Annotated in this window: 22 protein-coding genes and 1 pseudogene; 16 read left to right on the plus strand and 7 right to left on the minus strand. The window is 68.0% G+C overall.

What is annotated here, in order from left to right:
• Nucleotides 1-12: 12 nt before the first annotated feature.
• Genes ACLQI9_RS19070 through ACLQI9_RS19100 form a run of 7 tightly spaced genes read left to right on the plus strand, consistent with a single transcriptional unit; the run spans nucleotide 13 to nucleotide 6,248 of the window.
• The gene (locus ACLQI9_RS19070) at nucleotides 13-906 is read left to right on the plus strand and encodes an alpha/beta fold hydrolase (RefSeq protein WP_442392003.1); all 894 of its coding nucleotides are present in this window, start codon (nucleotides 13-15) and stop codon (nucleotides 904-906) included.
• Nucleotides 907-939: 33 nt separating this feature from the next.
• Complete coding sequence (locus tag ACLQI9_RS19075; protein ID WP_442382791.1) at nucleotides 940-1,740, plus strand: LLM class F420-dependent oxidoreductase; 801 nt, start codon at nucleotides 940-942, stop codon at nucleotides 1,738-1,740.
• Nucleotides 1,741-1,751: 11 nt separating this feature from the next.
• Entirely contained in the window at nucleotides 1,752-2,438 is a 687-nt protein-coding gene (locus tag ACLQI9_RS19080) for a GntR family transcriptional regulator (protein WP_442382792.1), read from the plus strand.
• Nucleotides 2,439-2,463: 25 nt separating this feature from the next.
• Complete coding sequence (locus tag ACLQI9_RS19085; RefSeq protein ID WP_442382793.1) at nucleotides 2,464-4,254, plus strand: ABC transporter substrate-binding protein/permease; 1,791 nt, start codon at nucleotides 2,464-2,466, stop codon at nucleotides 4,252-4,254.
• Nucleotides 4,251-4,982 carry an amino acid ABC transporter ATP-binding protein gene (locus tag ACLQI9_RS19090; protein WP_442382794.1) on the plus strand — a complete coding sequence of 244 codons (732 nt, stop codon included), beginning with the start codon at nucleotides 4,251-4,253 and terminating at the stop codon, nucleotides 4,980-4,982. Before ACLQI9_RS19085 ends, ACLQI9_RS19090 begins: the two co-directional genes overlap by 4 nt.
• A gap of 55 nt (nucleotides 4,983-5,037) precedes the next feature.
• Nucleotides 5,038-5,544 (plus strand): MarR family winged helix-turn-helix transcriptional regulator, encoded by a 507-nt coding sequence (locus ACLQI9_RS19095; RefSeq protein WP_442382795.1) that lies wholly within the window; start codon nucleotides 5,038-5,040, stop codon nucleotides 5,542-5,544.
• Between the two features lie 35 nt (nucleotides 5,545-5,579).
• The gene (locus tag ACLQI9_RS19100; RefSeq protein ID WP_442382796.1) at nucleotides 5,580-6,248 is read left to right on the plus strand and encodes an SDR family oxidoreductase; all 669 of its coding nucleotides are present in this window, start codon (nucleotides 5,580-5,582) and stop codon (nucleotides 6,246-6,248) included.
• Between the two features lie 104 nt (nucleotides 6,249-6,352).
• Here ACLQI9_RS19100 and leuS read toward each other — a convergent pair whose 3' ends face one another.
• Nucleotides 6,353-9,253 (minus strand): leucine--tRNA ligase, encoded by a 2,901-nt coding sequence (leuS, locus tag ACLQI9_RS19105; RefSeq protein WP_442382797.1) that lies wholly within the window; start codon nucleotides 9,251-9,253, stop codon nucleotides 6,353-6,355.
• 200 nt (nucleotides 9,254-9,453) lie between these two features.
• On the opposite strand from leuS, the gene ACLQI9_RS19110 reads away from it, so the two are divergent.
• Genes ACLQI9_RS19110 through ACLQI9_RS19120 form a run of 3 tightly spaced genes read left to right on the plus strand, consistent with a single transcriptional unit; the run spans nucleotide 9,454 to nucleotide 11,797 of the window.
• Complete coding sequence (locus tag ACLQI9_RS19110) at nucleotides 9,454-10,365, plus strand: LpqN/LpqT family lipoprotein (RefSeq protein ID WP_442382813.1); 912 nt, start codon at nucleotides 9,454-9,456, stop codon at nucleotides 10,363-10,365.
• A gap of 45 nt (nucleotides 10,366-10,410) precedes the next feature.
• Entirely contained in the window at nucleotides 10,411-10,764 is a 354-nt protein-coding gene (locus tag ACLQI9_RS19115; RefSeq protein ID WP_442382798.1) for a hypothetical protein, read from the plus strand.
• Between the two features lie 22 nt (nucleotides 10,765-10,786).
• A complete protein-coding gene (locus tag ACLQI9_RS19120; protein ID WP_442382814.1) occupies nucleotides 10,787-11,797 on the plus strand; it encodes a bile acid:sodium symporter family protein in 1,011 nt (336 codons plus the stop codon).
• Here the strand turns inward: ACLQI9_RS19120 and ACLQI9_RS19125 are convergent.
• Nucleotides 11,794-12,399 carry a YqgE/AlgH family protein gene (locus ACLQI9_RS19125; RefSeq protein ID WP_442382799.1) on the minus strand — a complete coding sequence of 202 codons (606 nt, stop codon included), beginning with the start codon at nucleotides 12,397-12,399 and terminating at the stop codon, nucleotides 11,794-11,796. The genes ACLQI9_RS19120 and ACLQI9_RS19125 overlap by 4 nt on opposite strands.
• 95 nt (nucleotides 12,400-12,494) lie before the next feature.
• Here ACLQI9_RS19125 and ACLQI9_RS19130 point away from each other — a divergent pair, with 95 nt between their 5' ends.
• From ACLQI9_RS19130 to ACLQI9_RS19140, 3 genes are all read left to right on the plus strand, one after another.
• Nucleotides 12,495-13,799, plus strand: coding sequence for an MFS transporter (locus tag ACLQI9_RS19130; protein WP_442382815.1), 1,305 nt, complete (start codon nucleotides 12,495-12,497; stop codon nucleotides 13,797-13,799).
• A 27-nt stretch (nucleotides 13,800-13,826) separates the two neighbouring features.
• Nucleotides 13,827-14,600 carry a TIGR03084 family metal-binding protein gene (locus ACLQI9_RS19135; RefSeq protein ID WP_442382800.1) on the plus strand — a complete coding sequence of 258 codons (774 nt, stop codon included), beginning with the start codon at nucleotides 13,827-13,829 and terminating at the stop codon, nucleotides 14,598-14,600.
• Between the two features lie 109 nt (nucleotides 14,601-14,709).
• A complete protein-coding gene (locus tag ACLQI9_RS19140) occupies nucleotides 14,710-15,321 on the plus strand; it encodes a GNAT family N-acetyltransferase (protein WP_442382801.1) in 612 nt (203 codons plus the stop codon).
• A gap of 31 nt (nucleotides 15,322-15,352) precedes the next feature.
• Here ACLQI9_RS19140 and ACLQI9_RS19145 read toward each other — a convergent pair.
• From ACLQI9_RS19145 to ACLQI9_RS19165, 5 genes and pseudogenes are all read right to left on the minus strand, one after another.
• Nucleotides 15,353-15,610 (minus strand): annotated as a pseudogene (locus ACLQI9_RS19145) (acyl-CoA dehydrogenase); the annotation flags it as partial.
• Entirely contained in the window at nucleotides 15,607-17,202 is a 1,596-nt protein-coding gene (gene mbtM / locus ACLQI9_RS19150; RefSeq protein WP_442382802.1) for a long-chain-fatty acid--ACP ligase MbtM, read from the minus strand. The pseudogene ACLQI9_RS19145 and the gene mbtM, both read right to left, overlap by 4 nt.
• Complete coding sequence (locus tag ACLQI9_RS19155) at nucleotides 17,199-17,465, minus strand: acyl carrier protein (RefSeq protein ID WP_442382803.1); 267 nt, start codon at nucleotides 17,463-17,465, stop codon at nucleotides 17,199-17,201. Before ACLQI9_RS19155 ends, mbtM begins: the two co-directional genes overlap by 4 nt.
• Nucleotides 17,466-17,504: 39 nt before the next feature.
• On the minus strand, nucleotides 17,505-18,062 hold the full coding sequence (locus ACLQI9_RS19160) for a pullulanase (protein ID WP_442382804.1): 558 nt from the start codon (nucleotides 18,060-18,062) through the stop codon (nucleotides 17,505-17,507).
• A gap of 24 nt (nucleotides 18,063-18,086) precedes the next feature.
• Nucleotides 18,087-19,529: a CCA tRNA nucleotidyltransferase gene (locus ACLQI9_RS19165; protein WP_442382805.1), complete on the minus strand. Its 1,443-nt coding sequence runs from the start codon at nucleotides 19,527-19,529 to the stop codon at nucleotides 18,087-18,089.
• A 141-nt stretch (nucleotides 19,530-19,670) separates the two neighbouring features.
• Here ACLQI9_RS19165 and ACLQI9_RS19170 point away from each other — a divergent pair, with 141 nt between their 5' ends.
• The 3 genes from ACLQI9_RS19170 to murJ all read left to right on the plus strand — a co-directional run bounded on the left by ACLQI9_RS19170 (nucleotide 19,671) and on the right by murJ (nucleotide 26,663).
• A complete protein-coding gene (locus tag ACLQI9_RS19170; RefSeq protein WP_442382806.1) occupies nucleotides 19,671-20,420 on the plus strand; it encodes an NUDIX hydrolase in 750 nt (249 codons plus the stop codon).
• A 118-nt stretch (nucleotides 20,421-20,538) separates the two neighbouring features.
• A complete protein-coding gene (locus ACLQI9_RS19175; RefSeq protein WP_442382816.1) occupies nucleotides 20,539-22,947 on the plus strand; it encodes a hypothetical protein in 2,409 nt (802 codons plus the stop codon).
• A gap of 191 nt (nucleotides 22,948-23,138) precedes the next feature.
• Nucleotides 23,139-26,663: a murein biosynthesis integral membrane protein MurJ gene (murJ, locus tag ACLQI9_RS19180; protein ID WP_442382817.1), complete on the plus strand. Its 3,525-nt coding sequence runs from the start codon at nucleotides 23,139-23,141 to the stop codon at nucleotides 26,661-26,663.
• Nucleotides 26,664-26,683 lie beyond the last annotated feature (20 nt).

The raw sequence follows: 26,683 nt of genomic DNA on the forward strand, positions 1-26,683 counted from the left end.
AGTGTCAGAGACGTGACCGACATTTCCGACGACGAACTGGTTGGACTACCCGAGTTCGCGTTGTTGCCCGAGAACGCAGAGCAGGCCGGCGTCGAAGGACCATTGCCCCAGGTACGGCGGATCGATACCGGCGCCGTCAGCGCACTGCAATGGGGTGACTCCTCACCGCGGGTCATCTTCTTGCACGGCGGCGGGCAGAACGCGCACACCTGGGACACCGTGATCCTCGGTTTGGGGCAGCCGGCTTTGGCGGTGGACCTGCCCGGCCATGGGCATTCGGCGTGGCGGGAGGACGGCGACTACTCGCCGCAGCACAACGCCGCAGCATTGGCACCGGTGCTGAGTGAGCTCGCGCCGGACGCCGACCTCGTCGTCGGCATGTCGCTGGGCGGGCTGACCGCGATCGGGTTGGGCGCGGTCGCGCCGCAGCTGGTGCGCGAGCTCGTCCTCGTCGACGTCACCCCGTCAGCGTTGCGCCGGCACGCCGAGATGACCGCCGAACAGCAAGGCACGGTGGCGCTGATGCACGGTGACCGGGAGTTCCCCAGCTTTGCGGCGATGCTCGAGTTGACTACCGCCGCGGCGCCGCACCGCGACCCGAAATCGTTGCGCCGCGGCGTATTCCACAACTCACACCGGCTCGACGACGGCCGCTGGACCTGGCGCTACGACACCATCCGAGAATTCCCCGACTTTGACAGCCTGTGGGACGACGTCGCCGGGTTGTCCGCGCCAATCACGCTGGTACGCGGCGGCAAATCGGGCTTCGTCTCCGACGAGGACGCCGACGAACTCGGGCGACGCGCGCGGTCGTTTCGCGGTGTGCAGGTCGTCGAGAATTCCGGGCATTCGGTGCAAAGCGACCAACCCCGCGCACTGGTCGACCTCCTGCGCGGAGTTCTCTGACGGCGGCTGAGTCTCAGCGCCTAGTTTGGTGGCATGAGTTCACCTGGCGTGCGTATCGGTGTACAGCTTCAGCCGCAACATGCCCCGCATTACCAGAGCATCCGTGACGCGGTCCGTCGCTGCGAGGACATCGGCGTCGACGTCGCGTTCAACTGGGATCACTTCTTTCCGCTCTATGGTGATCCGGACGGCGCCCACTTCGAATGCTGGACAATGCTTGCCGCCTGGGCCGAGCAGACGTCGCGCATCGAGATCGGCGCCCTGGTCAGCTGCAACTCCTACCGCAACCCGGAGCTGCTCGCCGACATGGCCCGCACCGTCGACCACATTTCCGACGGGCGCCTCATCTTGGGTATCGGCTCGGGCTGGAAACGCAAAGACTACGACCAGTACGGCTACGAGTTCGGGACCGCGGGCAGCCGGCTGGACGATCTCGCCGCGGCGCTGCCGCGCATGGAATCCCGGCTGGGCAAGCTCAATCCGGCGCCCACCCGCGACGTCCCAGTGCTGATCGGCGGCGGGGGTGAGAAGAAGACCTTGCGACTGGTCGCCGAGCATGCGGACATCTGGCACAGCTTCGCCACCGCCGACTCCTACCCCGCCAAGTCGGCTGTCCTGGCCGACCACTGCACCGTCGTAGGGCGTGATCCGGCCGCCATCGCACGATCGGCGGCGGTGGGCGGCGAAACCGGAGGCGCGGGTGCCGACGCGTTGATCGCCGAGGCCGAGGCGCTGACCGACCTCGGTGTGACGCTGCTGACCATCGGTGCCTCCGGCCCGGACTACGACCTGGCCGGCGCTGAGACGTTGTGTCGCTGGCGCGACCGCCGTTAGGAACACCGAGCATGCCTAAGACATACGGGGCGAAGGAGAAGGACCAGGTCGTCGCCCACATTCTCCACCAGGTGCTGATCGGCAAGCTGCGGACGGGTGACCGGGTCGACCGCAACGAGATCGCCAGGGAGCTGGGCATCAGCCGCGTTCCCATCCAAGAAGCCATCGTTCAGCTGGAACACGACGGGGTGCTCTCCACCCGGTATCACCGGGGCGCGTTCGTCGAGCGCTTCGACGAAGACACCATCCTCGAGCACCACGAGCTGCACGGCGTGCTCAACGGCATGGCCTCGGCGCGCGCGGCCGCCAACCCCACCCCGCGCATCCTGGGCCAGCTCGACTCCACCATGCGGACGCTGCGCAGCGCGAAGGAGCCGCGGCTATTCCAGCAGGCCGGCCGAGAGTATCGACGCGCCATTAACGATCAGTACGCCGGTCCGCGACTGCACGCGGCCATCCGCGCCTCGCAGAACCTGATTCCGCGGGCGTTCTTGGTGAGCTACCCGAACATCGTCGGCGAGATGCTGCCGTTCTACGAAGACGAGACCGCGGCGATCCGGCACCGCGACCCCGCCGCCGCCCGGGCCGCGTGCAGCGCCTGCGCGGAGCTGATGGCCGAAGTCATGATCGCCGAACTCGTGCGGCGCCGAGTGTTGGCCCCCGCAGGAAAGCCCACGAAGCCCGCGTTCGCGTTCTAACCCGGTCGGCCGATATCTTGCGCTCATGGACGTCAACGTCGGCCGTGTCGGTTCAAAGCTGTTCGCGATGTTCACGGTGGTCCTGCTGACCTATTGTCTAGCTCCGATGGCGCCGACGGCGGCCGACAACCTGTGCAAGCCGTCGGGCAAAGAGGGCGCGATCGCCCTGCCGGAGAAGCTGGTCACCGCCAGCCCGCCGGAGGAACGCGACTACACGACTGCCAACGTCGAGCCGTTGAGTTCGGTGAACATCGACGCGCTGGGCTTGCGCACGCCGCGGACCCTGACCATCGGCACCCAGCCGGGAGGTCCCCCGACCAGCTGCCTGAACACCACGGGGCGTTACACCGGTTATGACAACGAGCTGCTGCGCGCGATCGCCGCGAAGCTGGGGCTGAACGTCGTCTTCGCCGGCACCGAATTCGCCGGCCTGCTCGCCCAAGTGGCGACGGGACGCTTCGACGTCGCCTCGTCGTCGATCGTCGCCACCGAAGCACGCCGCCGCACAGTCGGATTTACCAACGGCTACGACTTCGGTTACCTGTCGTTGATCGTGCCGTCCCGCTCGTCGCTCGACAGCTTCGACAAACTGGGTGCGGGGCAGCGGATAGGCGTCATTCAGGGCACCGTCGAAGAGGCCTACGTCGTCGACACCGTGCATGTGCAGCCGGTGAAATTCCCCGACTTCACCACCCTGTACACGTGCCTGAAGAACCATCAGATCGACGCGTGGGTGGCGCCGGCAATGGAGGCGGCCAAAGTGATGCGGCACGGCGATACCGCCACCGTCGCCGCCTACACGTTTAGTCCGGGCAGTTTCATAGCGTTCCCGGTGGCCAAAGACAACCAGCCGCTGATCGATGCGCTGAACGCCGGCTTGGACGCCGTCATCGCCGACGGCACCTGGTCGCAGCTGTATACCGACTGGGTTCCCCGGCCCTTGCCGCCGGGCTGGAAGCCGGGATCGAAATCGGCACCGACGCCGCACCTGCCGGACTTCGCGGCGATCGCCAAACACAATCACCGCGAGGAGGCGGCTGGGGCCGCGCAGCCGAAATCCACTCTGGCCCAGCTGCGGGACCAATTCTTCGACTGGGATCTGTACAAGCAGGCCATCCCGGCGATGGTGACGACGGGCCTACCCAACACGCTGATCTTGACCGTCAGCTCCAGTGTGATCGGCCTGGTGGTCGGTATGGGCCTCGCGGTGGCGGGCGTCTCGCGGACCCGCTGGCTGCGCTGGCCGGCGCGGGTCTACACCGACATCTTCCGCGGCCTGCCCGAGGTGGTGATCATCTTGCTGATCGGGCTCGGAATCGGGCCGATCGTGGGCGGACTGACGAACAACAACCCGTATCCGCTGGGCATCGCCGCCCTGGGCCTGACGGCCGCCGCGTATGTGGGCGAGATCTTCCGATCCGGCATCCAGAGCGTCGAACCCGGGCAGCTGGACGCCTCCCGCGCACTCGGGCTGAGCTACAACACCGCGATGCGCATGGTGGTGATCCCGCAGGGCATCCGCCGGGTACTGCCCGCGCTCGTCAACCAGTTCATCGCGTTGCTGAAAGCCTCCGCGCTGGTGTACTTCCTCGGGCTGATCGCCGGCCAACGCGAACTGTTCCAGGTCGGCCGCGACCTCAACGCGCAGACCGGCAGCCTCTCGCCGCTGGTCGCGGCCGGGGTGTTCTACCTGATATTGACCATCCCGCTGACCCACCTGGTCAACCTCGTCGACAACCGGCTTCGGCACGGCCGGGCCGCCGCCGGCGAACCGGAAGATCCGCTGGCATTGGCAAGTAGTCAGGAGATGCTGTGACCGAGTCAGTGTCGTTGGCGGGCAATGGGATTCACTTATCCTTCGGCCGCAATAAAGTGCTGCGCGGTGTAGACATCAGCGCTCCCGCCGGCAACACGGTGGCGGTGATCGGCCCGTCGGGCTCCGGAAAGTCGACCCTGCTGCGCGCGCTGAATCGATTGCACGAACCCGACGGCGGCGACATCTTGCTCGACGGTCAGTCGGTTTTGAAGGACGATCCCAATACGGTTCGGCAGCGGATTGGCATGGTGTTTCAACATTTTAACCTTTTCCCGCATCTGAGCGTCCTGGACAACGTCATGCTGGCGCCGCGCAAGCTCAAACGACTCTCCGGCGACGCGGCTCGCGAGTTGGGGCTGGCGCAACTTGACCGCGTCGGCATGAAGCACAAGGCCGATTGCCGCCCCGGTGCCGTGTCGGGCGGCCAGCAGCAAAGGGTCGCGATCGCCCGGGCGCTGGCGATGGCGCCGCAAGTGATGCTCTTCGATGAAGCGACCTCGGCGCTGGATCCCGAACTGGTCAAGGGAATTCTGGCGCTGATCGCGGACTTGGGCGCCGACGGCATGACGATGCTGGTGGTCACCCACGAAATGGGTTTCGCCAAGTCCACATCCGACACCGTCGTCTTCATGGACCACGGTCAGGTAGTCGAAACCGGGCCGCCGGACCAGATCTTCGAGGCGGCAGAAACCGAGCGGTTACAGCGATTTTTGTCGCAAGTACTTTGACGGCAAAACCGGTTTCCAGGCCCGCTGAACACCAGACAGGTTAGACTAGCGAACTATGGCGGAACGCGAGGCCACGGTGTCGGAGACCGAACTGGCTGAGGGGCTTCACCGCACGCTGTCCAAATTGTTCTCGATCCTGCGCCGCGGCGACCCCAGCGCCAGCAAGGAAGCCGCCGGGGACCTCACTCTGGCCCAGCTGTCGATCCTGTTCACTCTGCTCGATCAGGGTCCGATCCGGATGACCGATCTCGCCGCGCACGAACGCGTCCGAACACCCACCACGACCGTCGCGATCCGCAGGCTCGAGAGGATCGGCCTGGTCAAGCGCTCGCGCGATCCATCGGACCTACGCGCCGTCCTGGTCGACATCACCCCGCGGGGCTTGGCCGTTCACCGCGAGTCGCTGACCAACCGAATCGCGGCTCTGGCGTCCCTGCTCAGCCAGCTCCCCGCGCCCGACTTGGAGACCCTGACCAAAGCGCTGGCGCCGCTGGAGCGGCTGGCGGCCAGCGAGCCGGTAGGAACCCCGGCGCCTGCCCAGGCCGCCGGCGACGAGGCGTAAAGCCGATACGGCTTGCTGCCCCTAAGGTGGCAGGCATGCGGACCGCGCTCATCACCGGTGCTAGCCGCGGGATCGGCGCCGCCATCGCCACCGCCCTGGCGCCGACGCACACCCTGCTGCTGGCCGGACGGCCCTCGCCTCAGATGCACGCCACCGCAGAGCGGCTCGGCGCGACGACGGTGCCACTGGACCTGACCGACGCCGACGCGATCCCCGCCGCCACGGCCTGGATCGGCGACCTCGATGTGCTGGTGCACAACGCCGGTGTGACCTTTCCGGGGCGGGTTGCCGATTCCACCGTCGACCAGTGGCGCACCACGTTAGACGTTAATGTCATTGGCGCCGTGGCCCTTACGCTCGCGCTGCTGCCAGCGCTTCGGCGCGCGCAGGGTCAAGTGGTGTTCATCAACTCTGGCGCAGGACGCACGGCTTTGCCTGTGATGGCCTCGTATTCGGCAAGTAAGTTCGCGCTGCGCGCCTTCGCCGATTCGCTGCGCGGGAGCGAACCGGCGCTGCGGGTGACCACCGTGTATCCCGGCCGCACCGACTCCGACATGCAGCGTGCGCTGGTGTCTTTCGAGGGCGACGAATACGACCCGGGCCGATTCCTGCAGCCTGACACCGTGGCGCAAGTGGTTGCCCAGGTGGTGGCCACCCCGCCCGACGGCCATCTCCACGAGGTTGTGCTCCGCCCCCGCGGCTAGCCCGGCGACGATGCCGACCGCGCAGCGGTCTGAGGTGGGGGTACCGCCCGCTTGCGGGGGCGAGCCGGGCAATCGAACCTAGCGGGTAGTCCCGGTCGCCGGGCTCAGACGACCAAGTTGACCAGCCGTCCGGGGACGACGATCACCTTCGTCGGGGTCGCGCCCGCCAAAAACGTCTGCACCTTGTCGTCGGCCAGCGCAGCGGCTTCCACGGCGTCGGTGTCGGCGTTGGCGGACACCGTGATACGGCCGCGCACTCTGCCGTTGACTTGCACGGGGTATTCGACGGTGTCTTCGACCAGGTAGTCGGGGTCGGCCACCGGGAACGGCCCGTGTGCGAGCGACGTCGGGTTGCCCAGCCGCTGCCACAACTCCTCGGCCAAGTGCGGTGCCAACGGCGCCAGCATCAGGACCAGTGGCTCGACGGCTGCGCGCGGGACGGAATCGCGGTGTTGCTTGGTGAGGTGGTTGGTGTACTCGATCAGTTTGGCCACCGCAGTGTTATTGCGCAGTGCCGCATAGTCTTCGGAGACACCGGCGATGGTGCGGTGCAGCAGCCGCAGCGTGTCGGTGTCGAGATCCGCGTTTTCGATGACCCGGATGTCGCCGGTCTGCTCGTCGATCACCAGCCGCCACACCCGCTGCAGGAAGCGGTGCCCCCCAACGACGTCCTTGGTGGCCCACGGGCGCGACGCCTCCAACGGGCCCATCGACATCTCGTACACCCGCAGCGTGTCGGCGCCGTAGTCGTCACACATCTCGTCCGGCGACACCGAATTCTTCAGGCTCTTGCCGATCTTGCCGAATTCCTGGAAGACCTCGATCTCCCCGTCGGACCCGGGGTAGACGAACCCACCGTCGCGTTCGACCACGTCGGTGGCCGGCACGTAGGCCCCGCGGGCGTCGGTATAGGCGAACGCCTGGATGTAACCCTGATTGACCAGCCGCCGATAGGGCTCGCGGGAGCTGACGTGCCCCAGGTCGTAGAGCACCTTGTGCCAGAACCGCGAATACAGCAGGTGCAGCACCGCGTGTTCGGCACCTCCGACATACAGGTCGACACCGCCCGGATCGTCGGGGCCGTGCTGGGCCGGCCTCGGACCCATCCAGTAGGCCTCATTCTCCTTGGCGCAGAACCGTTCTGAGTTGTGCGGATCGGTGTAACGCAGCTCGTACCAGGAGCTACCGGCCCACTGCGGCATGACGTTGGTGTCGCGGGTATAGGGCTTCAACCCGTCGCCGAGATCGAGTTCCACGTGCACCCAGTCGGTCGCCTTGGCCAGCGGCGGCTCGGGAACGCTCTCGGCATCGTCGGGGTCGAACAGCACCGGTGAGTAGTCCGGGACGTCGGGCAATTCGACCGGTAACGCGGCCTCGCCCAACGCGTGCGGACGCCCGTCGCCGTCGTAGACGATCGGGAAGGGTTCGCCCCAGTAGCGTTGCCGCGCGAAAAGCCAGTCGCGGAGCTTGTATTCGATGCGGGCCCGGCCGCGACCGTCGGATTCCAAACGTGCGGTGATGGCTTCCTTGGCCGCCGGCACGTCCATTCCGTTGAGGAAGCCCGAGTTCACCAGCACCCCGTCACCGGCGTAGGCGGCCTCGGAAATATCGCCGCCGGCAATGACTTCGACGATCGGCAGTCCGAACTCGTGGGCGAACTCCCAGTCACGCTGGTCGTGGCCGGGAACCGCCATGATCGCCCCGGTGCCGTATCCGGCCAGCACGTAGTCGGCGATGAAAATCGGCACCTGCTCGCCATTGGCCGGGTTGGTCGCATAACTGCCCAGGAAAACACCGGTTTTCGTTTTGTTCTCCTGGCGCTCCAAGTCCGACTTCGCGGCGATGCTCTGCCGGTAGGCGGCGACGGCCTGCGCCGGTGTCGCGCCGCCGAAGGTCCAATGCGGGTCCACCCCGGCGGGCCACCCGGCTGCGACCAGTCGGTCGACTACGTCGTGCTCGGGGGCCAGCACCAGATAGGTGGCGCCAAAGAGGGTGTCCGGCCGGGTGGTGAACACCTCCAGGTCCACCGTCTCGCCGCCGGTTGTGCGCGCCGAGAACAGCACCGCGGCACCGGTGGAGCGGCCGATCCAGTTGCGCTGCATGGTTTTGACCTTTTCCGGCCAGTCCAGCAGATCGAGGTCGTCCAGCAGCCGGTCGGAGTAGGCAGTGATCCGCATCATCCACTGCCGCAACCGCTTACGGAACACTGGAAAGTTCCCCCGGTCGCTTCTGCCGTCGGCGGTGACCTCTTCGTTGGCCAGCACAGTGCCCAGCCCCGGACACCAGTTCACCATCGAATCCGCCCGGTAGACCAGGCGGTGAGCGTCGATCACGTCGGCGCGCTCACCTGCCGACAGCGTCGCCCAGTCCCGGCCGTCGTCCAATTGCCTGTCGCCGGAATCGAACGCGGCAACCATGTCGGCGATCGGCCGGGCTCTGTTGGCGACGGGGTCGAACCACGCGTTATATATCTGCAGGAAAATCCACTGCGTCCACTTGTAGAACTCGGCGTCGGTGGTGGAAAAGCTTCGCCGGTTGTCGTGGCCGAAGCCAAGCCGGCCCAATTGCCGCCGGAAGTTGACGATGTTGGCCTCGGTCCGGGTGCGCGGGTGAGTGCCCGTCTGCACCGCGTATTGCTCGGCGGGCAGACCAAACGCGTCGAAGCCCAACGCGTGCAGCACATTACGGCCGATCATCCGGAAATAGCGGGCGTAGACGTCCGTGGCGATGTAGCCCAGCGGGTGACCGACGTGCAGCCCCTCTCCGGACGGATACGGGAACATGTCCTGGACGAACATCTTGTCCTCGGGCACCGCTGAGCCATCCGACGGTGCCAGCGACCCGACCGGGTTGGGCACGTTGAAGGTTCCCATCCGGTTCCAATTGTCCTGCCAGGCCCCTTCGATGCGGCCGGCCAGCTCCGCGGTGTATCGATATCGCGGGGCGTCGGGCTCGGCCTGGCCAGCAGGGTGGGCGTCCGTCGCGGCCGTTGGAGAGTCGGTCACGTCCAACAGGTTATAAGGGCGGCGGTGACGGGGCCGCCGGCCACGTGTTTGTCTCGGTTGAGTTGCGGACCGATCAGGGCTTTATCCCAGCTGTATTCCAGGTCTATTCCAACCTGTTCAAGGCCTGGTAGCTCCCACTCCCCACTGGTTACAGTCCGATTCATGCTTCGCCCGTGAGCGACTGGGAAGGACCGACTCTCATGATGCAGATTGCCCGTGGCTGGCGGGTAGCGGTCGCAGGTCTAGCCGTTGGCGTCGTGGGTGTGCTGGGCTTTGCCTGCCCTGTCGCGTCGGCAGAGCCGGGTTTTCCGCCCCGGCCCAATCCCGCTCCGGTCCCCGCCCCGCCGGTGATGCCGCAGGCCGTCGCGGTCGCGCCCGGGGCGGTCGGCAATGCCATTCCGGGGACGGCGGCTGCTGCCCCCGCGGTGCCATCTCCCGCCTCGCCCGCACTGGCCGAGGCAGCACCGGCGCCGGTGCCGATGCTCGTTCCGGCACAGTCCGGGACGCTGCGTGACTTTTTCGGCAGCAAGAACGTCAAGCTGGAGCCGCAACAGGCGCCGAACTTCAAAGCGCTCGACATCGCGTTGCCTATGCCGCCCGCCTGGACACAGGTGCCCGACCCCAATGTCCCCGATGCGTTCGTGGTGACCGCCAATCGCCACAGTGCCAGCCTCTACACCTCCAATGCCCAGCTGGTGGTGTACCGGCTGGTCGGCGATTTCGATCCGAAGGAAGCCATCACTCACGGGTATCTCGACAGCGCGCAACTGCCCGCCTGGCGCAGCACCAACGCCTCGCTGGCCGATTTCAACGGCTCCCCGTCATCGATCATCGAAGGCACCTACCGCGAAAACCAGATGACGCTCAACACCTCGCGGCGCCACGTCATCGTCACCTCCGGACCGGACAAGTACTTGGTGTCGCTGGCGGTAACGACCGACGCCGCCACCGCGGTCGGCGAAGCGCCGGCCACCGACGCCATCGTCAACGGCTTCCGGGTCGGCCCGCCCGGGTCCAACCCACCGCCAGCTCCACCGCAGGTGCCCGCGGCGCCCGCCGTAGCCGCATCACTTCCGTCCACGGCCGGGCCGCCGGCGGCGCTGCCCCACTAGCAGCCGGGCGCGACGGCGAACCGGGCCGCCTCGTATTGTGGCCCCATGCTCATTGCCGGACTGCTGTGCGTGTGCGCGGCTATCGTCATGGCCGCGCGCGGCTTGTGGTCGTTGTCGCGGTCAGTTGCCCCCGACACCGCTCGGGTGGTGACGCGCACACTGGCGCCACCGCAACTGGCGGCCGCGGTAATGCTGGCAGCCGGCGGGGCGGTGGCGGTGGCCGCGCCCCGGGACACCGCGCTCCCGCTCATCGGGGTGTGCGTCGGTGTGTGCATTGCGGGCGCCGTCGGCACCGTGGCCGTCGGCTCGTGGCAGAGCGCGCGGTACGCGCTGCGCCGCGAGGCGGCCGCTGCCGGTTGCGGTGGCGGCTGCGCGACCTGCACGCTCGCCTGCCGTTGAACACTGCACAGCCGCACTCGTGCTGAAGCGGCTATCGACCCTGCCGATAGACACCTTCCTGTTGGCTATGGCAGCGACGGTGGCCCTTGCGGCTCTGCTGCCGGCCCGCGGCACCGCCGCGGACGTGATGTCGGTCGCCGCCAAAGCCGTCATCGCGTTGCTGTTCTGGCTCTACGGCGCCCGGTTGTCGCCGCAGCAGGCATGGCAGGGCGTCAAGCGATGGCAACTGCACCTGCTGGTGCTTGCCACCACGTTCGTGGTCTTTCCGGTGCTTGGACTGGCGGCTCGTGGGCTGGTGCCCTGGCTGCTGAACCTCGACTTGTACAACGGGCTGCTGTTTTTATGTCTGGTCCCGTCGACGGTGCAGTCTTCGATCGCGTTCACATCGATTGCGCGGGGCAACGTCTCGGCCGCGCTGGTCAGCGCATCGCTGTCCAACATTGTCGGGGTGGTGCTGACGCCGTTGCTGGTCGTGCTGCTGATGAACACCAGCGGCGGAGCCCGCATGGATGCCACCGCGATCCGCGACATCGTGCTCCAGCTGCTGTTGCCGTTCGTGCTCGGTCAACTGTTGCGGCCGTGGATCGCCGGTTGGATTGCCCGGCATTCGGTACTGACCAAAGTCGTCGATCGCGGATCGATCCTGCTGGTCGTGTACACGGCGTTCTCGATGGGCGTGGTGGAACATATCTGGCGCAGCGTCGATCCGTGGCAACTGGTCGCGGTCGCCGTCGTCGACACCGCGCTGCTGCTGGCAGCGCTGATGTTCACCCGGCTGATCGGTCACTTGGCCGGACTCGACCGCGGCGACGGGATCGTGCTGCTGTTCTGCGGCTCGAAAAAGAGTTTGGCGTCGGGTCTTCCGATGGCGCTGGTGTTCTTCCCGGCCGCCACTGTCGGGGTGATTATGTTGCCGCTGATGATCTTTCACCAGATACAGCTCATGGTGTGCTCGGTGATCGCCAGCCGAATGTCCCGTGACCAGTTGCCGGAGCCAGTCGACCGCGCGCCGGACTCAGGCCCGCCCGCTTAGTTGCGGCTGATATCGATCGGATGAGTTGCCAGCAGCGACAGCGGCAGCGGCTGGCGCCGCAGCACCCGCCCCCACAAATCCACCCGGGGCTGGACCAGAACGTCAGATGGCAACGCCGACAGCACAATCCAGTCGTCGCGCTCGATCTCACCCTCGAGCTGGCCGATCGTCCAGCCGGAGTACCCCGCGAAGATCCGCACTCCCTCCACCAACGGGGCGATCGAGTCGGGGTCGGCGTCCAGATCGACCATCACCATCCGGCCCGCGACGTGTCGCATCCCGGGCACGCTGTCCGGCTCGGCGCCCACCCGCAGCACCGACAGGCACAGCGCCGCGTCACGCTTCACCGGCCCCCCGATGAACATCGTCTTCGGTTTCGCCGACAGCTTGGCCCACTGCGGCAACACGTTGTAGACCGCGGTCTCGCTGGGCCGGTTGAGCACCACGCCCAACGTGCCGCCGTCGTTGTGCTCGACGATGTAGATCACGCTGCGGCGGAACGTCGGCTCGAGCAGATCCGTGTTAGCCAGAAGCAAAGTGCCCGCTCGCACACGATGCGCGGCGGGGGCAATAAAGTCCTCCGGATCCTCGGGCTGCGCCACGACTCCATCATGGCATCCAGGTGGGGCCGCTGTCGTGAACAAGCAGCGCGCTCCGCGATATTTGTACTGTTGTTAACAGGGGCCGGCGGCCCGGTCTGTATTGCCGGACGCCACGGGAAGTAGGTTCAGTGACCCACACGCGCGCACCTGTCGCAGTTTGGCGTTCGGTGCGCAGCTTGCCCGACTTCTGGCGGCTGCTGGAACTGCGCACCGCAAGCCAGTTCGGCGACGGGCTCTTCCAGGCGGGGCTGGCCGGAGCGCTGCTGTTCAATCCCGAGCGGGCCGTGCGCCCGCTGGCGATCGCCGGTGCGTTCGCGGTGCTGTTCTTGCCGTATTCGCTGTTGGGCCCGTTCGCCGGTGCGCTGATGGACCGCTGGGACCGTCGGCTGGTTCTGGTCGGCGCGAACCTGGGCCGGCTGGTGGCGGTGGCACTGGTGGGAGTCTGTCTGGTCGTCGGTGCCGGCGACGTGCTGGTGCTGTGTGGCGCGCTGGTCGTCAACGGCCTGGCCCGATTCGTCTCCTCCGGCCTGTCCGCCGCCCTGCCTCATGTGGTGCCCCGCGAGCAGGTCGTCACGATGAACTCGATCGCGTCGGCAACGGCTGCGGTCGCCGCCTTCGCCGGCGCCAGCTTCATGCTGATACCCCGCACCATCGTCGGTTCCGGCGACAACGGCGCCGCCTCGATCATCTTGCTGGTCACCGTCCCGTTGCTGATCGCGCTGCTACTGTCGCTGCGCTTTGGTGCCCACGTGCTCGGTCCCGACGACACCCGGCGGGCGATCCACGGATCGGTCATCTATGCGGTGATCACCGGCTGGATGCACGGCATCCGCACAGTGCTGAACCGTCCCACCGTCGCCGCCACCCTTTCCGGGTTGGCAGCGCACCGGATGGTGTTCGGCCTCAACTCGCTGCTGGTGCTACTGCTGGTGCACAGCGGCGCCGCCGCATCCGTCGGTGCGTTGGGAGGCGCGATGTTGTTCCTGGCCGCCACCGGGACCGGATCATTTCTGGCCAACGTGGTGACCCCGCCCGCGGTGCGGCGCTGGGGCCGCTATGCGACCGCCAACGGAGCATTGGCGATCGCCGCGCCAATCCAGATTGCCGGGGCCGGTCTGCAACTGGCGGTGATGGTGACGTGTGGGTTCTTGCTGGGTGCGGCCGGCCAAGTCGTCAAGCTTTGCGCTGACACCGCGATTCAGATCGACGTCGACGACGCCCTGCGCGGACACGTGTTCGCAGTACAGGATTCGCTGTTCTGGGTCGCGTTCATTGGCGCGATCACGGTGGCGGCGACCGTCATTCCGTATGACGGCCACTCCCCTGCGCTGGTGTTGGCGGGGTCCGCGCTCTACCTGTGCGGGCTGACCGTACACAGCATCGTCGGCCGCCGAAGCTAGCCGGCCGGGAATCGTTAAGGTACACAGATGGCCGCTCTGCAGCAGATTGTCGACGACCTGCGCGCAGAGAGCGACGAGCTCGATGCGCTGGTCACGCCGCTTGCCGAGGATCGCTGGGCGGCGCCGACGCCTGCCGCGGGTTGGACCATTGCGCATCAGATCGGGCACCTGTTGTGGACCGACCGCGGGGCACTGACGGCGGTCACCGACGAGGCGGCCTTCGCCGGGCTGCTGGAGCTCGCGGCGGCCGACCCCATCGGCTTCGTCAACGCGGGGGCCGACGAACTCGCCGCCACGGCGCCCGCCGAATTGCTCGCCGACTGGCGGCTGACCCGTGCACGGCTGCACGACGCGCTGCTGACGGTTCCCGACGGCCGCAAGCTGCCGTGGTTCGGGCCGCCGATGAGTGCCGCGTCGATGGCGACGGCGCGCATGATGGAAACCTGGGCGCACGGGCTCGACGTCGCCGACACGCTCGGCGTCACGCGGCCACCCACCGCACGGCTACAGTCCGTCGCCCATATCGGGGTGCGCGCCCGCGACTACGCCTTCGCCGTCAACGGGCTGCCCACGCCCACCGAGCCGTTTCTCGTCGAACTACGTGCCCCCGACGGCGGCACCTGGTCGTGGGGGCCGCCGGACGCCGCACAGCGGGTCACCGGCGGCGCCGAGGACTTCTGCTTCCTGGTCACCCAGCGACGTGCGCTGCGCGATCTTGACCTGACGGCCGAGGGGGATGATGCGGAGCGGTGGCTGCAGATCGCTCAAGCCTTCGCCGGCCCACCGGGCCCCGGGCGCTGAGCGCGCAGCGTGAAGAGAGCCGCGCTCGCTAGCAGCAGCGCCGGTCGATGAGCATCGATAAAGGGGGCGCTCACTTGGCGGGCGTACTCAGGTAGGCTCGCCGCTCGACATGACTGAAGTCGTCCCGATCCTGCCGCGGGAGCTGACCGACGGGCTTTCCGACGAAGTCCGCAACGTCCCGCCGCCGCCCACCCCGATTCTGAGCGAGCCGTACGCGCTTCGACTCGTCGATCCGGACGCCGACGCCGACATGATCTCTGAGTGGATGAACTTGCCGCATCTGGCCGAGGCGTGGGAGTCTGCTTGGCCGGCGTCGCGCTGGCGAAAATACCTGCACGCCCAGCTCGATGGCAACTACTCCCGGCCGTTCGTCGGCAGCATGCATGGTCAAGACGGCGGCTATGTCGAAGTGTACCGAGCGGCAAAGGATTCCATCGCGACGCGGTATCAAGCCGACGCCTACGACATCGGGCTGCACGCGGCCATCGCTGAGTTGACGGTCGTCAACAAGGGTCTTGGTCCGTTTCTGCTGCCGCGCGTTGTCGCCAGCATCTTCGAACTCGAACCGCATTGTCGCCGAATCATGTTCGACCCCGACCACCGCAACACCGGCGCGCGGCGGCTGTGCGAATACGCCGGCTGCACGTTTCTGGGTGAGCACGACATGAGCAATCGCCGAATGGCGCTCTACGCGTTGCCCCGCCCGATCAATTCGGCGTAGCCGTCGTAAATCGGGTTTCCTCGCCGCGGCCACCAGTTCCCAGAGCACTTCGTCGGTGCCGCCGCCAGCCCAGAGCGAACGCGAGAGCGACGAGCTTGGCCACGTCGGGGTGTTGCCGGTCGCCCCACTTGTGCGCGAATACCCCACTTTGCCCGAGGTGCTCGATCAGCTTGCGCGGAAATCTTTCGCTGGCTTCGGCTTCCGCGTTCCAGCCGACGACTTGCTCGTCGAATACCTTGTCCAGGAGCGCCCGGTATTCCTCGATACTCAGCCCCGCGGCATCGGTCATGTGGTCGCCGCCGTCAGGTTGCGCTTGACTTCCAGTCGCCGCAGCTTACCCGACGAGGTGCGTGGCAGTGATCCCGGCTTGACGAACACCACGTCTGACGGCACGACGCCGCATTCGGACGCCACCTTGGCGACTAGCTCGCTGCGGGCACCGGGCTCGTCGGGGCCGCGGAACTCGGCGGTGATGATCAGCCCCGGGCGTATCGCGTCGTCGTTACCCACCGCCACCACCGCTCCCTCGCGCACGCCGCGGATTTCGGCGGCCACGCGTTCGATCTCGGTGGGGAACACGTTGCGGCCCGCGATCGTGATGATCTCTTTGGCCCGGCCGCACACCACCAGCCCGTCGTCGGTGAGGTAGCCCAAATCGCCAGTAGGGAACCAGGTTCCGGGCTTCAGCGGCGCCTCGCCAACATATCCCGACATCATCGACGTGCCCCGGATCTCAACCTCGCCGACCTCGCGATCGAGGACCTCTGCGGACCGCTCCGACACCGGGCCGATGCGGACTTCCATACCGGCTATCGGCTGGCCGAGGATCGCGTGCCGGCGCGGCGCCGTGCTCTCGGAATCGGTTACCGCAGAACGTACCTCGTCGCAAAGCGCGCCGGTTCCAGGTGCCGGAACCGTGACCGCGCACGTGGATTCGGCCAGGCCGTAGGACGGCGCCATCGCGCCGGCGTTAAACCCGAAGCCGCTCAACGCCGTCGCGAACCGGTCCATCGCCGCGCAGTCGACCGGTTCGCCGCCGTTGATCGTGACCCGCACCCGGCCGAGGTCGACGTCGGAGACCAGCCGCGCGTACTTGCCGATCATGCTGTACGCCATGTTCGGCGCCGCGGTCATCGTCGCGCCGCTCTCGCTGAGCCACCTCAGCCACCGAAACGGGGACGCGGCGAAGGCCGCGGTGGGCGCGAGCCAGAACGGGCCACCGGACAGTGCGCCGCAAAGCAGGAATGTCAGACCCATGTCGTGATACAGCGGGAGCCACGTGCAGCCGACATCCTCGGCCGGGTTTACCGCGACCGCGGTGAGCAGACCGTTGACGTTACTGAGCACCGCCTCGGGCGACAGCTGCACGGTGCGTGGGGTTCCGGTAGTTCCCGCGGTGCCCTGCAGCACCGCAGCCCTGCCGGGGGCGCTGTCAGCCGGCGCGACGTTCGCCGAACGTTTCGCCGCTGCGGCGGCGCCGATGTCTATGACCGGCAGCGGCCCGCCCGCGGCGGCGAGCAGGTCGCGCTCATCGCCGTGGCTGAACACCATGCGCACATCGATTCCGGTGAACCGGGTCAGCGTCGCTTGCGCCCAGCGCTGCGGGTCGGCGCCGCGGACCGGCCCGGGCAGGATCGCCACACTCTGGCCGGCCAGCCAGGCGCCCTGGACGGCCGCGACGAAGTCCGCGGTCGGTTCGCCGACCAGCCCGACCGCGCCGGGTTCGTCCTCGTCGAGGATGCGCGCGGCGATGCTCTCGGCACGGGCGTGGACCTGCGGCCAGGGGTGCCGCGTCCAGGTTTCGCCCTCCCTGTCGAATACCACCAGGTCGTGAGCTGATGTGCGCATCGACCGGGCCAACGCGGACGCCAGCACGGTCACTGGGTGACCGCCACCTTTGCCCGGATGACTTTCTCCAGGTCGCCGACGGTGTCGCAGGTCAGCAGCTCTTGTTCGGAAATCACCACCCCGAGCTTGTCCTCGATCGCCACCATGCCCACCGCAAAAGCCACCGAGTCCAGGCCCACGTCATCCACCAGCCGGGAATCGCGGGTCACCCGGCTGATATCGACGTTGAGGTCGTCGCGCAGTATCTCTTCAAGCGCGTCGCTCACCGAGTCAGGGAGTGCCTGCTCCACGTCCATGGGCCGTCACAGTACCGCCCGGGTGCGCGGAAAGGGGGCCTACGGTTTGGGCTGCAGCGCGCTGGCCGCATCGGCGGCGCCGTCGCCGTCGGTGTCGGTCAGCTTGACATCCCAACGTCCGTCGCCGTCGGTATCGACGTAGCCGGTCACGCCGTTCTCGTCGGCGGAGATTGCCCGGTCGGCCAGCCCGTTCCCGTCGCTGTCGAGCAGCCGGTCGTCGGCCTGACCGTCGCCGTCGAAGTCCACCAGCGGCCCGCCGGTGTGCTCGACGCCGTCCAGGCCCAGCCAGCGGAGTTGTCCTCCGGCGGGATTTCCCTGCCAGGGGTGGCCCGCTCGCGGCGGACTCACGGCCACCGCCCAGGTCCCCGATCCGTCGTCGGTGAAGTAGCTTTCCGCGGTGCCGTCGTTGTCGAGATCGAGCACGGCATGGTCGGCCAGGCCGTCGCCGTCGAGGTCGGCCAGGGCGTCATCGGCCAATCCGTCGCCGTCGAAATCCAGACCGACGGCATCCAGCCGGCCGTCACCGTCTAAGTCGAGATCAGGACCGCGCTCCCAGATCGTCGCCGTTCCGTCGCCGTCGCCCAAGCAATACTCCATGCCGGGTGGGACGCCGCCGAACCGCTATTGGTTCCCGCGGGAGCGCCACCAGGTCATCAGCTCGGCCGTCGCCTCGTCACGGTTCAGCGGTCCACGGTCCAACCGCAATTCTTTGAGGTAGTCCCACGCCTCCCCCACCTGCGGGCCCGGCGGGATGCCCAGCAGTTCCATGATTTCGTTGCCGTCCAAATCCGGACGGACCCGCTGTAGGTCTTCCTTTGCGGCCAGTTCGGCGATGCGCGCTTCGAGGTTGTCGTAGTTGGCTTGCAGCCGGGCGGCTCGCCGCTTGTTACGCGTGGTGCAATCGGCCCGCACCAGCTTGTGCAGCCGGGGCAACAAGGGTCCTGCGTCGGTGACGTAGCGACGCACCGCCGAGTCTGTCCACCTGCCCTCGCCGTAACCATGGAAGCGCAGATGCAGATACACCAGCTGCGAGACGTCGTCGACCATCTGTTTGGAATATTTCAAGGCACGCAACCGCTTTCGAGTCATCTTGGCACCGACCACCTCATGGTGGTGGAAGCTGACTCCGCCGTCTGGCTCATGCTTGCGGGTAGCGGGCTTGCCGATGTCGTGCAGCAGCGCCGCCCAGCGCAAAACCAGGTCGGGCCCGTCGTCTTCCAGCGCGATCGCTTGGCGTAGCACCGTCAGTGAATGCTGGTAGACGTCTTTGTGCTGGTGGTGCTCGTCGATCGCCATTTGCATGCCGCCGACCTCGGCTAGCACCACGTCGCCCATCCCGGTCTGCACCATCAGCTCAATGCCGGCGGCGGGGTCGTCGCCCAGCAGCAGCTTGTCCAGTTCCGCCGCTACCCGCTCGACGGTGATCCGGGCCAGCTCCGGCGCCATTTCCTCGATTGCCGATCGCACCCGCGGGGCGACCGTGAAGCCCAGCTGCGAGACGAACCGCGCGGCGCGCAGCATCCGCAGCGGGTCGTCGCCGAAGGACTCCGACGGCGTTGCCGGCGTATCCAGCACTCCGGCGCGTAGCGCGGCCAAACCGCCTAACGGATCGACGAATTCGCCGGCCCCGGCGGACGTGATGCGCACTGCCATCGCGTTCACGGTGAAATCGCGACGCACCAGATCGTCGTCCAACGAGTCGCCGAACCGCACTTCCGGGTTGCGCGACACCCGGTCGTAGCGGTCGGCGCGGAAGGTGGTGATCTCCAGCCGATGCTCGCCTTTGCCGGCACCGATGGTGCCGAACTCGATACCGGTCTCCCACAACGCATCTGCCCACGGGCGCAGCAGCTTTTGCACCTGCTCGGGCGGCGCGTTGGTGGCGAAGTCCAGGTCGGGGCTCAGCCGGCCCATCAGCGCATCCCGCACCGAGCCGCCCACCAGATACAACTCGTGGCCCGACGCGGCGAACACCGAGCCGAGCTCGCGCAGCAGCTCGGCGTGCCTGTTCAAGGCAACCGCAGCCGCGGTCAGCAGATTGGCGTCCTGGGCAGCTTCGGGCACCCGAAGAGCGTAGTCCGCCTCCTCCCCAGGCCGTTCCGGCCCGCATCGTCGCCGGACGCGAACAGCCTAATCTGCGGTCGGGCAGCCTAGTCCGGCGAGTGCGGCCGGGAGCGTCTGAGCACGCCAGCTACTATCGCTTGGGTGTCCGACGGCGAAAAAGCGCAACCACGTCGGCGCCGCGGGAGGCGCCGTGGTCGTCGCAGCGCCGGGTCCGTGCAGGGCCAAACCGACAACGGGGCGATCGACGGCGCCGCACCTGCCGGTGTGGACAAGCCCGGCCGCTCCCGTTCCGCCCGCCGCGGAGCTGAGCGACTGCGCACCGTACACGAAACGTCGGCCGGCGGATTGGTCATCGACGGTATCGACAGGCCGCGAGAAGAGCAGGTCGCCGCGCTCATCGGACGCGTCGACCGGCGCGGCCGGATGCTGTGGTCGTTGCCCAAAGGCCACATCGAGCAGGGTGAGACGGCCGAGCAGACCGCGATTCGCGAGGTCGCTGAGGAGACCGGGATTCAGGGCAGCGTGCTGGCGGCGTTGGGCCGAATCGACTACTGGTTCGTCACCGACGGGCGGCGGGTGCACAAGACCGTGCACCATTATTTGATGCGCTGCTCGGGTGGAGAGTTGTCCGACGACGACCTCGAGGTCGCCGAGGTGGCGTGGGTGCCGATCCCCGAGCTGCCGTCGCGGCTCGCCTACGCCGACGAACGCCGGCTGGCCGAGGTGGCCGACGAACTGATCGACAAGCTGCAGACCGACGGCCCGGCCGCATTGCCGCCACTGCCACCCAGCTCGCCGCGACGGCGCCCGCAAACACATTCGCGCACCCGAAACCGTCGGCCCGACGAGTCGGTGCGGGGCCGGAAGAACGGTCGAGGACCGGGGCCATAGGGCCTTAGCCGCCGAAGACGATGCAGAGCAAAGCAATGTGGGAGCATCCCCAGCCGCGCAGCGGCGAGGCGGCGTGGGGGCGTGGGCGCACCACCCGCTTGCGGGTGCGAGCGGCGCCTTGAGGCCGCAGCTCCGGCGAGCCGTCTTGCGCCTCGCCGTGGTGGTCGGCATCCTGACCGGCCTAGCAGCCGGCCTGACACTATCCACCGCCGCGCCGCGCGCCGCCGCGGGAGAGCCCGGCGCAACACCATTCGTGCAGGTCCGGATCGATCAGGTGACCCCGCAGACGGTCACCACGACCAGCGAGCCCGTCGTCACCGTCGCCGGAACCGTGACCAACGTCGGCGACCGTCCGGTCCGCGACGTCGTGATTCGCCTCGAACATGCCCCGGCGGTGAGCGCATCGGCGGCGCTGCGCACCGACCTCGACGGCAACACCGACCAATACCAGCCAGTTGCCGCTTTCCTGACGGTCTCCCCTGAGCTCCAGCGCGGCCGCAAGGTGGGCTTCACGCTGTCCGCCCCGGTCCGCTCGCCGACCAAACCTTCGCTGGGGATCGGCAAGCCCGGTGTCTACCCGCTGCTGGTCAACGTCAACGGAACACCCGAGTATGGCGAACCCGCACGCCTCGACAACGCCCGGTTCCTGCTGCCGGTGGTGGGAGTACCACCGGATCCGCTGGACACCTCCCGCGACGCGCTCAGCGGGGTCGTCGCGCCCGACACCTCCAAACCCGTGCCGATCACCATGTTGTGGCCGCTGGCCGACCGCCCCCGGCTGGCGCCCGGTGTGCCGGGCGGCACGATACCGGTGCGGTTGATGGACGACGAGCTGGCGACGTCGCTGGCCAGCGGGGGCCGGCTGGACGTCCTGCTGGGCGCGGCCGAATTCGCGACCAGCCGCGACGTCGACCCCGACGGCGCCGTCAGCCGCTCGCTGTGCCTGGCCGTCGACCCGGACCTGCTGGTCACCGTCAATGCGATGACCGGCGGTTACGTCGTCTCCGACTCCCCCGACGGCCCCGCCCAACAACCGGGGACCCCGACGCGCCCGGGGACCGGGCAGGCCGCGGCGGTGAGCTGGTTGGACCGGTTGCGCGCACTGGCGCACCGGATGTGTGTGGCCCCGCTGCCGTATGCCCAGGCCGACCTCGACGCGGTGCAACGGGTCGGTGATCCCGGACTCGGCACGATCGCCACCTCCGCCGGCGAGGTCGTCGATCAAATCCTCGGCGTCACCGCGGTCCGCGGCGCCACCCTGATCCCCGACGGCTCGCTGACCCGCCGGGCCGTGAACCTGTTGAGCGCCAACGGCAACACCGTGGTGATCGCCGCCGCTGACTCGTCCGCCGAAGATTCCGCCGCCGCCGCGCCGGCGCCGGTGGACACCACGCCGCGCAGGCTGTCGCCGCAGGTGGTGATCGCGCCGTTCGACCCGGCCGTCGGCGCTGCCTTCGCAGCGACCGGCTCTGACCCGGTCGCCCCGACCTACCTGAACGCCGCGCTCGCGGTTCGGCTTCAGCACGACTCCGACACCGCCCGCCGTGAGGACGTGCTGGGCTCGATGCTGTGGCGAACCCTGCAGCCGGGCGTCACGCCGCGCGCCGAGGTCTTGCTACCGCCGACCAACTGGAAACTGCGCTCTGACGACGCCGGTGCCATTCTGACCACGCTGGCGACCGCGATCCGCTCCGGTCTGGCGGTGCCACGGCCGCTGCCGGCGCTGATCGCCGATGCCTCAGCCATCCCACCCGTCACCGGCACGCCGCAACTTCCCGGCCTCGGCGCGGGCGAACGCGGCCGGTTCGATAACGACGTCGTCGCCAAGATCGCTGACGAAGTGGGCCGGCTGTGGGGGCTGACCGCAGCGTTGACGACCGATGCCCGGACCGGGCTGACCGGCGTCAGCTACACCGCGCCGCTGCGCGAGGACATGCTGCGTGCCATCAGCCAGGCCGAACGGCCCGACACCCGCAACGGTCTGGCGCAACGGCGGCTGGAGATCGTCGGAAACGCGATCGATGACTTGTTCGGTGCGGTCATCATCGTCAACCCGACCGGGTCCTACACGCTGGCCACCGAACACAGCCCGCTCCCACTGGCACTGCACAATGGGCTGGCCGTTCCGATCCGGGTGCGACTGCACGTCGAGGCCCCGCCGGGTATGCGGGTGACCGATCCCGGCGAAATCGAGCTGCCGCCAGGATACCTGCCCCTGCGGGTGCCGATCGAAGTGAACTTCACCCAGCGTGTGGCGATCGACGTGACGTTGCGCACTCCGGCCGGGGTGCCGCTGGGCGAGCCGGTGCGGCTGTCGGTGCATTCGAATGCCTACGGCAAGGTGCTGTTCGCGATCACGCTGAGCGCGGCGGCGGTGCTGGCGACGCTCGCGGGACGACGTCTGTGGCACCGGTTCCGCGGCCAGCCGGACCCCGCCGACCTTGATCGTCCGGATCCCCCCGACACGCCGCACCGCAGCAAAGACCGTCCAGCGGGTCATCGCGTGGACGAAGAGAATCGGGTATGAGTTCCGTCCGCCGCCCGGTGCCGCCACCGGCGCAGCCATCGCGGCCACCCGGCCCACACCCGCGCTCGCCGCGACGTGCGGGACCGCCGACCGGGCCGCTGCCGCCGACCGGGTTGGTGTCGTCGCAGGGCACACCGCCACCGGCCCGCCCTGAGCTGTCCGACGCCGCGCTGGTGTCCCGGTCCTGGGGAATGGCGTTGGCAACCCTGGTCAGTCGACTCACCGGCTTTGCCAGGATCGTGATCCTGGCCGCGATCCTGGGTGCGGCGCTGTCCAGCGCGTTCTCGGTGGCCAACCAGCTGCCGAACCTGGTGGCGGCGCTGGTGCTGGAAGCGACGTTCACCGCGATCTTCGTGCCGGTGCTCGCGCGCGCAGAGCAGGACGACGCCGACGCCGGTGCGGCGTTCGTGCGGCGCCTGGTGACGCTGGCGACCACCTTGCTGCTAGTGACGACGCTGCTGTCGGTGGCCGCCGCCCCGCTGCTGGTGCAGTTGATGCTGGGCCGCAACCCCCAGGTCAACGAGCCACTGACCACCGCGTTCGCCTACCTGCTATTGCCGCAGGTGATCTTCTACGGCCTCTCCTCGGTGTTCATGGCCATCCTGAATACGCGCAACGTGTTCGGGCCGCCGGCGTGGGCGCCCGTCGTCAACAACGTCGTCGCGATCGCCACCCTGGGCGCCTACCTAGCAACACCCGGGCAACTGTCGGTGGACCCGGTGCAGATGGGCAACGCCAAGCTGCTGGTGTTGGGCATCGGAACCACGTTGGGAGTGGTCGCGCAGACCGTCGTGCTGCTGGTCGCGATCCAGCGTCAGCGCATCAGCCTTCGCCCGCTATGGGGAATCGACGAGCGGCTCAAACGCTTCGGCGCGATGGCCGCCGCGATGGTGTTCTACGTGCTGATCAGCCAGATCGGCCTGATCGTCACCAACCAAATCGCCAGCACGGCAGCCGCTTCCGGCCCGGCGATCTACAACTACACCTGGCTGGTGCTGATGCTGCCGTTCGGCATGATCGGGGTGACGGTGCTCACCGTGGTGATGCCGCGGCTGAGCCGCAATGCGGCCGCCGACGACACCCCGGCGGTGCTGGCCGACCTCTCGCTGGCCAGCCGATTGACGATGATCACACTGATCCCGACGGTGGCGTTCATGACCGTCGGCGGGCCGGCGATCGGCAGTGCGCTGTTCGCCTACGGCCATTTCGGTGACGTCGACGCCGGCTACCTGGGCGTGGCGATCGCGTTGTCGGCGTTCACGTTGATCCCGTACTCGGTTGTGCTGCTGGAGTTGCGTGTCTTCTACGCCCGCGAGCAGCCATGGATACCGATCGTGATCATCATCATCATCACGACCGTCAAGATCGCCGGCTCACTGCTCGCGCCGCACATCACCGACAACCCCGACCTGGTCGCCGGTTATCTCGGCTTGGCCAACGGCCTGGGATTTTTGGCCGGCGCGATCGTCGGTTATTACCTGCTGCGGAAGGCGCTGCGGCCCCCCGGCGGCCACCTACTCGGCGTCGCGGAGGTGCGGACCATTCTGGTCACGATCACGGCGTCGTTGCTGGCCGGGCTGATCGCGCACGTGGTGGACCAGCTGGTGGGGATGCAACGGCTCACCGCCCACGGCGGCGGCGCCGGCTCGCTGTTGCGGCTGTTCGTGCTCGCGGTGATCATGGCGCCGATCGTGGCCGTGGTGATGCTACGCGCGCGCGTGCCAGAGGCACACGCGGCGCTGACGGCATTTCGCCGCTGGCTCGGCGCTAAACGCGCCGGGGCGCCCGCGCGCAAACCTCGCCGACCGGCTCCGGCCCCTCCGGAGGGGTCACTGAACGTCGCTGCCCGCAAATCCGCAGCACCCGATCAGGTGTTGCGCCCCGGTCATGTCACGTACCCTGAGCAAAGGAATTCGACTACGCCGGGGGGATATCCGGTACCAGAGCCCGTCCGGCGCGGGCTTCCGGATCAAGTAGCCGGGGAGGGGATGGGGAAAGGACCGGGGATGACCGACGGCCCATCGGACAGCACCTCATCCAAGGCTGTCTCCGAAACCGCCGCTGATGATTTCCAGCCCGACGTGCCGCCCGATCTTCAAGTCGGCACCGTCTCGGCGCCTGAGCCGCCGACGCGGTCCAACGGCGAACCATCCGCGGATCCCGACCTCGAAACAACGAACTTCGGCGGCGCCGGTGATCCGATGGAGTCGGCAGCCGAACCATCGCCCCGTCAGGACGACCTGCACCTGGTTCCCGGCGCCAGCATCGCCCGCGGTCGCTACCGGCTGTTGGTCTTCCACGGCGGCGCGCCGCACCTGCAGTTCTGGCAGGCGCTGGACACTGCACTGGATCGGCAGGTGGCGCTGACCTTCGTCGATCCGGACGGGACGCTGGCCGACGAGCAGGTTCGCGAGATCCTGTCGCGCACCATGCGGCTGAGCCGCGTGGACAAACTCGGGATCGCGCGGGTCCTCGACGTCGTCCACACCGGCACCGGTGGCTTGGTCGTCACCGAATGGATCCGGGGTGGTTCACTGCAGGAGGTCGCCGACACCTCACCATCCGCGGTCGGCGCTGCCCGTGCGATGCAAACCCTCGCGGCTGCAGCCGCGGCCGCCCACCATGCCGGCGTCGCGCTGTCGGTCGACCATCCCAGCCGGGTGCGGGTCAGCATCGAAGGCGACGTGGTGCTGGCCTTCCCCGCGACCATGCCCGACGCCGCCCCCGAAGACGACATTCGCGGCATCGGCGCCGCGCTGTACGCGCTGCTGGTCAACCGCTGGCCGCTGCCGGAGTCCGGGGTGCGCAGCGAAATGGCGCCAGCACCGCGGGATCCGACGGGCCAGCCCGTCGAACCCAGTTCGATCGACCGGGACATCCCGTTCCAGATTTCCGCGGCGGCCACGCATTCGATTCAGGTTGATGGGATTCGCAGTGCCGCAACGCTTTTGAATCTCCTCCAGCAGGCGACGGCGGTGGCCGACCGCACCGAGCTGTTGAGTCCGCTTCCTGACCCGCCGCCGGCACCTGCGCGGCCGGCGCGGGCCCGGACGCCCGCGGTGGAGGAGGCGCAGGCACGCCAGCGTCGTCGCCGCGTCCTGACGATCTGGATCGGTGCCGGCGCCGCCGTCCTTGTGGTGGCACTACTGGTCATGGCGTCGGTGCTGAGCCGGATGTTCGGCGACGTCGGTGGGCTGGACAAGGACCGGCTGGGCCTCAATGCGCCCTCGGAGAGTTCGAGCTCCAGTGCCAGCTCAGCGGCGGGCAGCATGGTCAAACCGGTGAGCGCGACGGTCTTCTCCCCGGACGGCCAGGCCGATAACCCGGGCCAGGCCGGGCTGGCGATCGACGGCAACCCGGCGACCGCGTGGGAAACCGACACCTACCACGACGCCGTCCCGTTCCCGGCCTTCAAAAGCGGCGTCGGCTTGCTGCTGCACCTGCCGAAACCCACCGTGGTGGGAGCCGTGACCGTCGACCTCGCCAGCACCGGAACGAAAATTCAGATCCGCTCGTCGGCGACGTCGACACCGGCCAAGCTCGGCGACACCACCGCGCTGACTCAGCCCGTGTCGATGCAGCCGGGCCACAACAGCATCCCGGTCAAGGCGTCGGCGCCCACGTCGTATCTGCTGGTGTGGATTTCGACCCTGGGTACCACCAACGGCGAGAGCCGCTCCGACATCGCCGAGGTCACGGTGCAAGCCGCGTCTTGACACATCGGCCCGCTCGGGTG

This window comes from Mycobacterium sp. (assembly GCF_052143115.1).
GTDB lineage: Bacteria > Actinomycetota > Actinomycetes > Mycobacteriales > Mycobacteriaceae > Mycobacterium.